A 14,410-nucleotide genomic window follows, 5' to 3' on the forward strand; every position below is an offset into this window, starting at 1 on the left:
TACCTATGGTGTACCAGTTGTCACGCCAGTGGCATGGCTGGGTAGCTAAGTACGGACGGGATAAGCGCTGAAGGCATCTAAGCGCGCAGCCCCCCTTAAGATTAGATTTCCCATGGAATAATCCAGTAAGAGCCCAGTGAGTTTATCTGGTTGATAGGTCCTAGGTGTAAGAGTAGTAATACTTGTAGCTGATGGATACTAATAGGTCGAGGACTTGACCAGCATTGTTACACATTATTTAATTCTTAAAGGAATTAAAGGAAGCTAAGAAACATGAAGTTTCTTAGTATTGAACAAAACTATTTAGTGACTATAGCAAGGGAGATACACCTGTTCCCATACCGAACACAGAAGTTAAGCCCCTTTGCGCCGATGGTACTTGGTGGGTAACTGCCTGGGAGAGTAGGACGTTGCTAAATAGTTTTTTTGTTTTTATTAATATTTGTAAAAGGATATTATAGTTAGAATATATCTTTATTAATAAGTATATAATAAAATATACACTTGAATACATTAACCTTCATGGTATATACTTATTTAAAAGATAAGGGGGGAATGTCTCTATGGATATGAAGCAACTTTTTGAAAAAGGAGTTTCCTTTATAGAGTTTGTAAATCAAGATAAAGATACTCATAAAGAAAAAACTTTAGAGATATATAATAATGCACAGATACAAGATATTATTAAGAGTATGATAAAATCTATAGATAAAAAAGTGAATGCATTAGTGTTTGCTGAGATATGGTGTCCAGATTGTATGATAAATGTTCCTGTATTGCAAAAGATTTCTGATGAAAATCCTAATTTCAATTTAAGTATTATACCACGGGAAGGGAATGAACCCTATTTAGAAGAATATAAGGTAGGAGGAAAAACTAAAATTCCAACCTTTGTATTCATGGATGAGAACTTTAATAGAATAGGTGCTTTTATTGAGAAACCATTAATTGTTAAGAATATAGAGGAAAATGGAACACAACCAGAAATAATAGTTACTAAAAGAAAATATAGAAAAGGCGAATATGTAGAAGATACTATTAAAGAAATTATAAATATAATAAAAAAGTAGATGGCAGATGAGCCATCTATTTTCAATTTTGTACATAAATGTGAGTAAATAAAAAATCCTGTGGATATTATTTCAAATATAAAAACTTATACACAACTATAAAGGGTTTTTATTAACACTATGTTATAGAAAGTCAAGGTGAAAATTTTAAAATAAGTATTTTTCTATAAGAAATGGAGATTAATTCATAAAACCATAAGAAAACCTATTAATTATAAAAGAAAATGGGCTTACAAACTTTTGACAAGGAAAAAACCTTCTGATACAATATATTGTGCATTTCAAAAAGGTGAAATACAAAATATAGTAATGGAGGATATGTATGATAAAGGTTGTTAAGAGAAATGGAAAGATTGTAGACTTTGACTCCACTAAAATAATAAATGCCATTGAAAGGGCCATGTATGAAACTAAAGATGGTGTGGATAACCATTTGAGTAAGAAGATAAGTATTCTTATAAAAGAAAAATTATCTAATGAAAATAATGCGGTTCATGTGGAAATTATACAAGATGTGGTAGAAGATTTATTAATGACTTCTGATAGAAGAGATGTGGCTAAAGCATATATTATATATAGGAATGAGCACAATAAGAGAAGGAAGAAGAGAGGATCTGGGAAGAGATTGTTAAGTGATGAGTTTATAAGTGAATACAAGCATAAGCCTAGCCCTATGAAGCAACTTGGGAATTTTGTATATTATAGAACCTATTCTAGATGGTTAAAGGAAGATAGAAGAAGAGAATATTGGTGGGAAACAGTAAGACGTGCAGTAGAGTATAATTGTAGTTTGGTACCTACTACTAAAGAAGAAGCCCAAAGGCTTTTTCATAATATATATAACCTTAGACAATTTTTATCTGGAAGGACCTTTTGGGTAGGAAATACCCCTGTTGCGAAAAATTATCCTATGGCTAATTACAATTGTTCTTTCTTAGTAATAGAAGGATTTGAATCCTTTAAGGATCTATTTTACTTATTAATGGTAGGTTCAGGTGTGGGGGTTCGCGTTTTAAAAAGTGATGTGGAAACATTACCTAAAATTAGAACAGATTATGAGCTTATTCACAAGGATTATATGCCAATAGGAAAAAATGAAAGGGAAGATAGTACGAGCTTAGAATTTTTCCATAATAATACGGTAAAAATCACTGTGGGAGATAGTAAGGAAGGTTGGACTCAAAGCTTAGATTTCTTCTTTAAATTACTATACTCCAATGAATATAGAAATGTAAAGACCATAATTGTTGACTATGATCATGTAAGGCCAAAGGGAGAAAAATTAAAAACTTTTGGTGGAACGGCAAGTGGTCATTCCAGTTTAAAGAACATGTTTTTCAAAATTGATAAGATAATGAAGAAAAGGGGTTCTAGGGATGATTCTAAGAAGGTGAAATTACATCCTGTGGACTGTTTAGATATAGCTAATATTATAGGTGAAAATGTAGTAGTAGGTGGCGTTAGAAGGACAGCAGAGATGGTTTTAATTGATGCTGATGATAAAGAGTGTATTGATGCTAAATCTGACTTATATAAGCAAATAGACGGCCAGTGGATAGTAGATAAGAATATTATTCATAGACAGATGAGTAATAACTCCATTTACTATAGGGAAAAGCCAACACGTGAAAAATTACATTGGCAAATGGAGAGAATGAGATATTCAGGAGAACCTGGATGGATAAATGAAGAAGCAGGACTTAAGAGAAGACCTAATATGAATGGAGTAAATCCCTGCGGAGAAATATTATTGGATTCTCAAGGATTATGTAATCTTACTACAATAAATGTATTTGCCTTTGTGGATGACAATGGCAAATTAGATATAGATGGATTACTTGAAGCACAAAGATTATCTGTAAGGGCTGCCTATAGGATGACTTGTGTAGAGTTAGAACTACCTCATTGGGACAGGGTACAACAAAGGGACAAATTATTAGGATGTTCTTTAACTGGATGGCAAGATATGGTTAATTCCACGGATATTAATAGGGATGACCAGGCAGAAATTTTAAGGAAGTTAAGGGACGTTGCTGGGGAAACGGCTCATGTATATGCAAATGAAATAGGTAAGAATGAACCAATACTCATAACTACTGTGAAGCCAGAGGGAACATTAAGTCAATTACCGACTGTTTCTAGTGGAGTACATTATTCACATTCTCCATATTACATAAGAAGGGTGAGAATAAGTTCAGATGATCCATTGGTTAAAGTATGTGAAGAGTTAGATTATCCTGTATTTCCAGAAGTGGGACAGGAATGGGAAACGTGTACTACTAAAGTGGTAGAGTTTCCAGTAAAGGCTCCAGAGGGAAAAACAAAATATGATGTAAGTGCCATAGAGCAATTGGAAAATTATAAGTTGTTCATGGAAAACTATGTGGATCATAATTGTTCCATAACTGTTCATGTTAGAAATTATGAATGGGAAGAAGTGGAAGATTGGATTTGGAATAATTGGGATCATGTGGTTGCCATTTCATTCTTATCATTAGATGATAATTTTTATAAGTTACTTCCATATGAATCTATTGATCAGGAAGAATATGAAAGAAGAGTTAAGGAAATGAAGCCATTTATACCTTCCCTATTAGGAAAGTATGAAAAGGAAGAAGTGGAATTAGATATAGGTACAGAAGGTTGTGAAGGTGGAGCTTGTCCAATAAGATAATGAAGGAGCAGATTTATTCTGCTTCTTTTTTTTGTATAAGGTATAGTGATGCTCCAGATTCCTAGAAATTAAAATAGTTACCTTCCTAGGCAAGTTATTGTGTAGGATTTTTTTCAATTATTTAACATATTAGTAAAAATATCCAAATTTTATTAGAAAACAAGAAGGATTTTGTCAGAAAAAGTTGAAAATACATAATTGAATTAAAAAAATTCTTTCAAAGAGGAGTATCAAATGTCTAAAAAATATATATTCAGATATAGGGTAAAATTGTGTCTTTTATGTATAGGTTTAATAACTGCTTTAACTTTAATAATGATTATAGGTGGATATGCATATATTAATAAACTGAGTGAAGAAATATTTGAATATGAAAAAAAGTCCTTAACTAGGGAAATATTAAATAGATTTGAATATGTGGATAAAATGTATCTTTTAGGAGAAAAGGAAACAGAAAATAGAGTTGTAAAAATAGGATCATATGTGAACAAATTATATGAAGAAAAGGGAGAAGATGCATTTAATAGTATGGACTTAGAAAAATTTAAATCTAAATATCCTGACATAGATCTATATATAATAGATGAGGATAATATTATAAAAGAAAGCACTATTAAAGAAGAAGTAGGATTAGATTTTAATAAATACCCTAAATTTATTGAGACTTTAAATAAAATAAGAGATGATGGGAATCTGTATATGGACAGAAGTGTAAAAACCCTTAATTCTGAACATATTAGAAGGTATATGTATTTACCTACAAGGGATAAAAAATATATTATTGAATTGAGTACAGATATGTCAAAGGTAAATAAGCTTTTATGTGAAGAGGGGATGATAGCCTTTGTAGAGGATGTGATTGAAGAAAATAAATTTGTGAAGGACATAAGATTATATGATGAGTATGGACATTTGTATATAGATAATAGGGATGGTCAATTAAAAAGAGGAAGAAATAGCTCTGAATTAAAAAAAGCTATTGAAGAAAATAGAATTATAGAGGTAAAGAGGGATAATGCTTTCTATGAACATGTACCATATTGTGAAAATGGTATACTCACAGGTTTTATAGTTCTTTATGATGAAACTTGGCCAAGGGCACAATTATGGAATATTATTATGAAAATGATAGGAGTATCCTTTCTCTTAATCATATTAGTAATATGTTTTAGTTTAAAATGTGTAAATAATATTTCAAAACCCATAGAGGATTTGGTAAATGTAACTGAAAGTGTAACAGAAGGCAATTTTAATGTGAGGGCAAATACAAATTATAATGATGAGATTAGAATAGTTTGTAAAAACTTAAATAAAATGCTTGATCACATAAATCAGTTAAGGAAAGAAAGGGAAGAAAAGGAAAGAATACTAAGGGAACAAAACTCTAATATTATCCATAAAAATGAAGAAATAAGTGCTTTGTATGAACAAACTAAGGCCATGAATGATGAATTAAATGATTTACTTGAGAAAAATCAAGAAAATACGGTAAATCTCATATCTGTACTAGTAAATGCCATAGATGCCAAGGATGAATACCTAAGGGGACATTGTAGTAGGGTAAAGGACTATTCCGTATCCATTGCTAAGAAAATGAATTTGAGCCAAAAGGAAATTATGGATTTGAAATATGGAAGTATACTTCATGATATAGGAAAAATAGGAATAGCTGAGAAAATCTTAAATAAGGATGGTAGATTTACAGATGATGAATATGAAGTAATAAAGGGTCATCCCCAAATAGGTTATGGAATAATAGAGGATATTAAGGAATTTAGTGAAGCTAAGAGAATAGTCTATGAACATCATGAAAGAATAGATGGTAGAGGATATCCTAATGGACTTAAGGGAGGAGAGATTTATAAATTATCAAAAATAGTTGCTGTGGCAGATGCTTACGATGCCATGACATCCAAAAGATCCTATAGAAAAATCCCCCTTACTATAGAAGAGGCCATAGAAGAATTAATAAAAAATATGGATGGCCAATTTGATAGGGAAGTAGTAGAAGTATTTGTAGAATATTTAAAAGAATCTCATAAGGAAGTTGCTTAGGTATATGAAAAGTGTATAATAGGAGAAATATACTCACAAACTAATAAAAACTTTGACAGATTATTGTGTAAATATTATAATAGGAGTAGTAAATTTTCATATTTAAAAACTGTGAAGAGAAGAGTATTCATAAGGGGTAGTTAAAGCGAATGGAGGATGGTGAAAGCTCCGTACGAAGCTTATGGTGAAGAACATCTCTGAGTTTCTAACTGAAATCTATAAGAGAGTAGGATTAGACGGCTAATGTCGTTAAAGATTAAGAGACCTTATGGTAATTACGGGTGGTACCGCGGAAAATCTAACCTTTCGTCCCTAGAGACGAAGGGTTTTTTTGTATAGTTTAGGAGGGAAAAAAACATGGATAAAGCATACATTAAAGATATTTATAGACATCCAGAGCAATATGCAGACAAAGAAATTCAAGTAGAGGGATGGATCAGAACCCTAAGGGCATCTAAAGCCTTTGGATTTATTGAATTAAACGATGGAACTTTCTTTAAGAATTTACAAGTTGTGTTCGAAGAAAACTTAGAAAACTTTAAAGAGGTTTCAAAATTTGGAATCAGTACGGCCCTTATAATAAAGGGTAAATTAGTCCTTACTCCAGGATCTAAGCAAGCCTTTGAAATTAAAGCTACTAGTATTGAAGTAGAAGGTCATTCTCAAAAGGAGTATCCACTTCAAAAGAAAAGACACTCCTTTGAGTTCTTAAGAAGTATAGCTCACTTAAGACCAAGAAGTAATACTTTCTCAGCTGTATTTAGAGTTCGTTCATTGGCAGCTTTTGCAATTCACCAATTCTTCCAAGAAAGAGGGTTTGTATATGTACACACTCCAATCATAACTGGAAGTGACTGTGAAGGTGCAGGAGAAATGTTTAGAATAACTACACTAGACTTAAATAATGTACCTAAGAACGAAGAAGGACAAATTGATACGACTAAAGACTTCTTTGGTAAGGAAACTAACTTAACAGTTAGTGGACAATTACAAGGGGAAGCCTATGCATTAGCATTTAGAAATATCTATACTTTTGGACCAACATTTAGGGCAGAAAACTCTAATACGGCAAGACATGCAGCAGAGTTTTGGATGATTGAGCCTGAGATTGCATTCGCAGATTTAGCAGATAATATGGAATTAGCAGAAGACATGATTAAGTACATTATAAACTATGTACTTGAAAATGCTCCAGAAGAAATGGAGTTCTTTAGCAAGTTCATTGATAAGGGATTATTAGAGAGATTAAACAATATTGTAAGTTCTGACTTTGAAAAGATTACTTATACTAAAGCAATAGAAATACTAAAGGATGCTAAGAAGGAATTTGAATTCCCAGTAGAGTGGGGTTGTGACCTTCAAACGGAACATGAAAGATATATTACAGAAGAAGTTTATAAAAAGCCAGTATTCGTAACAGACTATCCAAAGGACATTAAAGCATTCTACATGAGAATGAATGAAGATAATAAAACTGTTGCAGCCATGGACCTATTAGTTCCAGGTGTAGGAGAAATCATCGGAGGAAGTCAAAGGGAAGAAAGACTAGACGTACTTGAGTCTAGAATTGAAGAAATGGGACTTCACAAGGATGATTACTGGTGGTATTTAGAATTAAGAAAATATGGTGGAACTAGACATGCTGGATTTGGTTTAGGATTTGAGAGAGTGATCATGTACTTAACAGGAATAAGTAACATTAGAGACGTTGTATCATTCCCAAGAACTGTTAAGACGGCAGAATTCTAAAGAACTTAAGAGATATCATTTTATGATATCTCTTTCTTTAAATACTAAGGGGGGATAGTATGTTTTTTACTTCAGTAAGTAAAGGGATAAAAAAGGGACTACACACTACTTGGACCTTGGCAAAAATAGTGATTCCCGTATATGTAATAGTAACCATACTAAAATATACACCTGTACTAAATTTTGTGGCCAATATATTCAGGCCCTTTATGAAGATATTTAATCTACCAGGAGAGGCAGTATTACCACTAGTATTTGGTAATTTAGTAAATCTATATGCAGGTACAGCAGCCATGGGAGCCATAGATTTAACGCCTATGCAAATAACTACCATAGCCGTAATGCTTTCCTTTTCCCATTCCATGTTAGTGGAGACGGCTGTTACTACTAAATTAAATGCTAAAGTATCCCATGTGGTAGGTATTAGAGTAGGCCTTGCCATAGTATTTGGAATACTAGTAGGTCAGTTAGGAGGAGCATTATGTTAGAATTATTACAAAATGATTTGATGGGTCTAGTGAGATCTCTAATAAAGATGACTTGTATAATAGTTCCCATAATGGTAATACTACAACTTCTAAAGGACTATAAAATATTAGACAAGATGGCTAAGAAATTATCATTTATAAGTAGATTTTTTAACATATCAGAAAACTCCATATTCCCACTGTTAGTAGGTTTTTTCATAGGGATATCCTATGGTGCTGGAGTTATTATAGAAAGTGCTGAAAGTGGAAATATGAGTAAGAAGGATACTTTCCTAGTAGTAGTATTCTTAATTACCTGCCATGCAGTGGTGGAGGATTCAGGACTATTCATTGCCCTAGGGGCAAATGGTTGGATACTAGTATCCATAAGGGTAATAGTGGCAATTATTCTTACTTATATCATATCTAGGTCATATGGAGTAAAAGAAAAAACTAATTTAAAAGAAATAAAAGAGAAGGCCTAGGCCTTCTCTTTATTATGCATTTGTAGGTGGTGTGAATACTCTAGCAGCCAGTTCTGTATCTAGCATATACATGGCATTAGAGTTTTCTTCTATTCTCTTTAACTTTTTAACTAAAGCACCGAAAGTAGCTTCTTCTTCCACTTGCTCATCAATGAACCACTTTAAGAAACTAATAGTAGCATGTTCCTTTTCTTCTGTAGCCAGGTCCATTAATCCATATATTCTTTTAGTAACAAAGTTTTCATGGGCTAATCCCTTCTCAAATACATCTAGCATAGAGCTAAATTCATTTTCAGGACCATCAAGGGCAGTAATATTAACTCTTCCACCCCTTTCCACAATATACTCATAAAACTTCATAGCATGGAATCTTTCTTCTTCTGCTTGAACTTTGAAGAAGTTAGCAAATCCAGGTAAATCCTCATTATCACAATAAGCTGCCATTGCTAAATAAAAATTAGCTGAAAAGAACTCGTATTTAATCTGTTCATTTAATTCCTTTATCAATTTTTCACTAATCATTTTCGTACCTCCTAATTGTTAATAATTCCCACTATATATATACCCACTATATCCTTAGGTATTCAAGGAATAACACTATTGAAAGTATAACATACATAGGAACAATTGTTAATTTCTTCTTACTTACATGATTTCTCTTATTACGTCATATTTTTCATCATTAGTAATTTCAAATCCATCTACAGGAGTATTAATACCATTTTTATTAAATTTGGAAAATTCATTTTTTATATTATCTATTAAATGGGGATCTAAATCTTCCCGTGCAGCAATGGCATCCTTAGGAATATCCTTAGTTTTAGCTATCATGTGTAGGTCATCCACATTTAAACCAGCATTTCTAGCCATATCTATAGCTTCGTTATATGTGGCCCCTGCATCTAAAGTACCAGATAAAACACCCTTTATAACATTATCATGACTTCCTGCAAAGGAGGTCTTTTCAAATAGCCTATCTGGATTTAGGTTTTGTGATTTTAAAAGATTATATGCATAAAGATAACCAGATGCACTTTTCTTGTCCACATATCCAAAATGTACGTTTCTTAAATCATTAAGATTTTTTATTTTACTGTCTTTTCTAGTTATAATATATCCATTATAAGATGCCTTATTATTTACCTTAGGAGTAACTAAGGGAATAATAGGACTTTCATTTTTTGCATTAACATAAGCTAGTGGAGAGAACCAACCTATGTCAATGATTTTATCCTTAATACATTCACTTAAGGATTCATAATCCTTAACTATCATGGTCCTTACCTTAAGGCCAAGGGGAGTAAATACTCTATCTAAAATAGGTAAATACATATTTTTTATATTTTCAGGAGAAGTAAAGGGATTTACTCCAAATATTATTTCATCGTGACCCTTAAGACCTACTATGTTTTTTTGAAACTCATCGGAGGCATAACTTAATTTTTTACTAAAATCAATCATTTCATCATTATTATTTTTTTGAGTATTTACAATTGATATTAGGTTATGAACTTTAAAAGAAGTATCTTCTATGGCTGTAGCCACCTGGGCAGATGCCATTTCTATTTCCGTGGAGCTTTTTAATTGATTTTCAGAGATATTTCTTAATTTTTCTATATTAGATTTAATATTTTCAAATATACTATTAATAGATTCTAGGGCATTAGAGGAATCACCTATTATTCCCTGGGACTTTTCTATAGTATTTATACAATTTTCCATGGATTTATGGGATTTATTAATACTAGTTACTATATTTTTTATAAAAGACTCAATTTGAAGTGTGGCATTATCCGTCTCAAGGGATAGTTTTCTAATTTCATCTGCCACAACCATAAATCCCCTCCCTGATTCACCAGCACGGGCCGCTTCTATAGATGCATTTAAAGCTAATAGATTTGTTTGATTAGATAGATTTTTTATATAATCTAAAATATTATTAATTTGAGCAGAGTATTGGCTTAAGGAATTATTATTCTCAGCAGCTTCTTCCACATGGTTAGATAGGACGTTCATATAATTGAAAATCCCCTCTAATATGTCCTTATTCTCTTTTATTATATTTGTTGATTTAGAAGAAGCTTCATCTAAATGAAGTACATTTTTATTTAAATGATTTAATTCAGAAACTAAACTATCAATATTAGAATTTATCTCTTCAATACTTGCTCCATTTAATTCACTATTTTCTTCAATTTCATAAAATAAAGCTACTATTTTTTTGAATTCATTTACATTATTCTCAGCAATCCATAAAAGATGATGAATATGAAAACTCATATCTTCAGATAGGGTAAAGACATTAGAATTAATATGTTTTTTATTATTAGAGGATAAGTTTTCCTTGTGTAGTAGGATTTGTTTATTATTACTATTTAAAATATAGTATACAATTCCTAAATTACATAGGAATCCACATGAAAATATGATTATTTTAGATGAGGTAAAAAATAGGGTAGCCCCTGTTATAGCATTAAAAATACTAATAAATATGAATAATCTTTTGTACATGGTTGCCCTCCTAAAAATATTTTATTTATATAGGTAGGGTAACACTATTTTCCATTTTTTTCAATGATTCTTTGATATTATAGAATTGTGGAAAAAAATAAGGTTTTTATTTTAAAAAAGCCTTGTATTTTGATATAATAGTTTCAGTTGCGTATTTTTTAGGTCATGAAGAACTACAATAGTTTTTTATGCTAACGAGTGGGGATTTAAAACCAAAGATAAAACAAAAAAGAGAGTAGGTATGATATGCCATGTACGTATTAAAGAAAATAGAAAAAGAATTTGGAATGAAATTAAATGATGAAAATTGTATCCAAAAGATAAAGGACATTGTTGAAAGATCTGCTTATGCAGATAATACAAAGGAGTATGTAATAAGTTATATTGATGAAAATGAAGAAAATTTAGATTTAAAATGGGCGGCTTATTTTCTTGATTTTTTACTTAATTTAGAGGCACAAAATGAAGAAGGTCTATTAAATGACTATGAGGTATTAAAGGAATATCCCCTTAGCTATTATACAGAATTTGAAATAGGTATATTAAAGGAAGATAAAAATCTAGCTGAAGCAAAAGATCACTTAGAAAAATCTGTAGAATTAAAGGATACAGATCCCCTTGCCAACTATTACCTAGGAAGCCTTTGTTTTAAATCAGGAGAATATAAAAGAGCAAAGGAATACTACAAGGTTGCACAAAAAAATGCAAGTGAAAGTCCCTATGAAAAGGCAGTAAAGGCTAGAGCATACTATGGTATTGGAGCTGTAGAATACAAACTAAAAGAGGATATGAAGGCTTTAGTTAAAAATCTAAAGGGCGGAATGAACGTGTTAACGGATTTAAAGTTGGCTAAGACCATATTTGAAGACCTAGGATTGGCAGAAGTATTTGAACAAGTATCTAAGGAACTAAGGGAAAATATTCAATCTTCTGAGGAAAAGATAGAATCTTTAAACGAATATTTAAAAAATATGACTAAAACAGATTTAACTGAAATAAGAAAATCCTATGATATAAAGGGTGCTAGTAAGTTAAATAAAACTGATTTAGCTAAATTAATCAGTGAAGAAATACCTAATCAATTAGAAGAAAAGATGAAGTTACTTCAAGGAGATATCCTATTAAAATTAAAGGATATAATGGATAATGGTGGCCAGATCATATCTAAAGAAGCTCCATATTTAACTTACTTTAAAAAGTTAGGTATATTAATACCTGTAGAAACTTGCCTTGATGAGTTAAAGTTAGTTATACCAGCAGATATAATGGTTACTTTAAAAGAGGTTTTAGTTAAAGAGGAAGTATTAAAGGTTATAAGGGAAAATGATGAGTTATTTAAGATAATAAATGGATTGATGCAATACTATGGAGTTACATATGTGGAAGACTTAGAAAAGATTATTAGTAAGTATGACGTGGGATATGAAAATGTGGGTAGATTCATAGAAAATTGTGGACAATATAGTGACAAATTAGAATTAATCCACAACATATTCAGTTTAAGAAATATAACTTTCATTAAGAATATAATGGATGAAAGGGTAAACTATCAGACTGTAGACTATTATAAAGTTCCCCTTAAGGATGCTATCATAGCTGGTGCAAATAATGGACAGATTTTATCTAGTGAGCAATTAGAAGTATATGATTACTTAAAGGATAAAAGTAAAGTTGATGAAAATGAATTTAATATGTTCTTTAAGGAATTAGTTATTATGTTACAATACAACTACGCAGCAGATAAGATAATGAAGCTTGTGGAAAAGTTCATCCATATAAAGACTAATAAGGATAAAAATAAGCTTACAGATAATATATTTAAATTAAACAATAATACTAGGCTATGGGCATTAAAGGGAAATACTCCTGCTGATGCATTTAAGAAAAAGCCTGTAGAGGTGGAAGAAAAAGTAGGAAGAAATGATGTCTGTCCATGTGGTAGTGGAAGGAAATATAAAAAGTGTTGTATGAATAAATAAAATTTTAAAAGGCAATCCTAAATATCTAATCATATTTTTAGGATTGCCTTTAAGTAACTAATTCAATATCCATATTTTGGTGGAATCACTCCCTTGACTTAATAATTTTATTATGAAGAAATTTTTAAATACCCTTATTACCTCCCTTTAGTTATAATTTTTCAAATCGGTTTTTGTTAGGAATAATTATTTTTTAGTTTGTCTACAGCCTCCTTTTCTGTGTTAATAATAATATACCCAGGAAAAATGTGAATAAACACAATTTTTGAAAAAATATTTTTTTTTAGATTTGTTCATTGAAAAGCTAGGTTTACGTTTCATGTTAACTATAGATTTCTGGTGTATAAACTTGCTTTATGCGGGCCTATTTCAGGAAAATATATAGAAAATCTTTTCCACCCAAGTCCTTGTCACAAGCGAAAGTGTGAATCTTCGTATATAGGTTCATGTGTCATGTTGGAGTAGCATAGGATGTTGTGACGTTCCAGGGTTCCAAAAATTTTCAATATTTTCCCTTATAGGCAAGTTACTGTATAAAACAAATTTAAAACCAATAAATCTATATCCATAGGATGTTGTGACGCTACACAATCACAAAAATTTTTAATTATTTCCTTCATAGATAAGTTACTTTATAGGGAAAGCCTTAGATTGGCAAAACTATATATTTCTTAAAATAATTTTTATCTTTTTAGAGAGATGAAATTAGTATATAATTTTTATAGAAAATATTTTAGGAGGGGTTTTTAAATGAAATTTACATTTTGTCACAATAATATAAATGTGTTAGACCTAGAGAAAAGTTTAAAATTTTATAAGGATGCTTTAGGTCTAGAGGAAGTGAAGAGAAAGGAAGCTTCTGATGGTAGTTACATATTAGTATTTTTAGGAGATGGAGAGACTAATCATAAATTAGAGCTTACTTGGTTAAAGGAATGGGATAGACCATACAACCTAGGCGACAATGAGTTTCATTTGGCATTTAGGGTAGATGATTATGAGGGAGCTTATAAGCATCATAAGGAAAATGGATGGATTTGTTATGAAAATACAAAGATGAATCTATATTTCTTAGAAGATCCAGATGGTTATTGGATAGAGATATTAGATAAGAATAGGAAGTAGTATTAGGGCTATTGGTGAATTTCATCAATAGCTTTTTTTAGAAGTGTAAGATCTATTATATGAGGCTTTACCACAACTTAATAACCTATTAATTATATTACTAAAAGAACCTTCAAAAAAGGTTTTATTTTTTTGTCCAAAAACTCCTACTCACTATATCTATATAAGTGAAGGGAGATGATAAATATGGCAGTAACATTACAAAACAAATCAACAAAATTCAAAATCGTCTACAGCTTAGGAGCAGACAAAAATGGGAAGGAGATTAAGAAAACTAAAACTTACTCTAACCTAA

11 protein-coding genes, 2 rRNA genes and 1 other annotated feature are annotated in these 14,410 nt (G+C 31.0%); of the genes, 11 read left to right on the top strand and 2 right to left on the bottom strand.

Translation table 11 applies throughout. The annotated features are described in order from the left end of the window. The 8 genes from N4A57_RS03515 to N4A57_RS03550 all read left to right on the top strand — a co-directional run. Positions 1-222 (top strand): 23S ribosomal RNA (locus N4A57_RS03515); the annotation flags it as partial. A gap of 80 nt (positions 223-302) precedes the next feature. Beyond that, a 5S ribosomal RNA gene (gene rrf, locus N4A57_RS03520) occupies positions 303-419 on the top strand. Positions 420-563: 144 nt separating this feature from the next. Beyond that, the gene (locus N4A57_RS03525) at positions 564-1,070 is read left to right on the top strand and encodes a thioredoxin family protein (RefSeq protein WP_293656189.1); all 507 of its coding nucleotides are present in this window, start codon (positions 564-566) and stop codon (positions 1,068-1,070) included. 322 nt (positions 1,071-1,392) lie between these two features. Further along, a complete protein-coding gene (gene nrdJ, locus N4A57_RS03530) occupies positions 1,393-3,744 on the top strand; it encodes a ribonucleoside-triphosphate reductase, adenosylcobalamin-dependent (RefSeq protein WP_293656190.1) in 2,352 nt (783 codons plus the stop codon). 234 nt (positions 3,745-3,978) lie between these two features. Beyond that, positions 3,979-5,799 (top strand): HD domain-containing phosphohydrolase, encoded by a 1,821-nt coding sequence (locus tag N4A57_RS03535; protein WP_293656191.1) that lies wholly within the window; start codon positions 3,979-3,981, stop codon positions 5,797-5,799. Positions 5,800-5,901: 102 nt separating this feature from the next. Continuing rightward, positions 5,902-6,116, top strand: a binding site (T-box leader). Between the two features lie 40 nt (positions 6,117-6,156). Then, entirely contained in the window at positions 6,157-7,548 is a 1,392-nt protein-coding gene (gene asnS / locus N4A57_RS03540; protein ID WP_293656192.1) for an asparagine--tRNA ligase, read from the top strand. Between the two features lie 59 nt (positions 7,549-7,607). Beyond that, positions 7,608-8,036 (top strand): nucleoside recognition domain-containing protein, encoded by a 429-nt coding sequence (locus tag N4A57_RS03545; protein WP_293656193.1) that lies wholly within the window; start codon positions 7,608-7,610, stop codon positions 8,034-8,036. Further along, a complete protein-coding gene (locus tag N4A57_RS03550) occupies positions 8,030-8,500 on the top strand; it encodes a nucleoside recognition domain-containing protein (RefSeq protein WP_293656194.1) in 471 nt (156 codons plus the stop codon). Before N4A57_RS03545 ends, N4A57_RS03550 begins: the two co-directional genes overlap by 7 nt. A 12-nt stretch (positions 8,501-8,512) precedes the next feature. Here the strand turns inward: N4A57_RS03550 and N4A57_RS03555 are convergent, their stop codons facing one another. Both N4A57_RS03555 and phnD read right to left on the bottom strand, forming a co-directional pair. After that, positions 8,513-9,022 (bottom strand): ferritin, encoded by a 510-nt coding sequence (locus tag N4A57_RS03555; RefSeq protein WP_293656195.1) that lies wholly within the window; start codon positions 9,020-9,022, stop codon positions 8,513-8,515. Positions 9,023-9,145: 123 nt separating this feature from the next. Next, entirely contained in the window at positions 9,146-11,011 is a 1,866-nt protein-coding gene (gene phnD, locus N4A57_RS03560) for a phosphate/phosphite/phosphonate ABC transporter substrate-binding protein (RefSeq protein WP_293656196.1), read from the bottom strand. Between the two features lie 251 nt (positions 11,012-11,262). Here phnD and N4A57_RS03565 point away from each other — a divergent pair, with 251 nt between their 5' ends. The 3 genes from N4A57_RS03565 to N4A57_RS18640 all read left to right on the top strand — a co-directional run. Then, complete coding sequence (locus tag N4A57_RS03565; RefSeq protein WP_293656197.1) at positions 11,263-12,990, top strand: SEC-C metal-binding domain-containing protein; 1,728 nt, start codon at positions 11,263-11,265, stop codon at positions 12,988-12,990. A 750-nt stretch (positions 12,991-13,740) separates the two neighbouring features. Continuing rightward, positions 13,741-14,115: a VOC family protein gene (locus N4A57_RS03570; protein WP_095135240.1), complete on the top strand. Its 375-nt coding sequence runs from the start codon at positions 13,741-13,743 to the stop codon at positions 14,113-14,115. Positions 14,116-14,301: 186 nt separating this feature from the next. Beyond that, the coding region (locus tag N4A57_RS18640) for a DUF1659 domain-containing protein (RefSeq protein ID WP_442863854.1) at positions 14,302-14,410 on the top strand (109 nt) is incomplete at its 3' end.

It is taken from the genome of Anaeromicrobium sp. (assembly GCF_025210435.1).
Taxonomy (GTDB): Bacteria; Bacillota; Clostridia; order Peptostreptococcales; family Thermotaleaceae; genus Anaeromicrobium.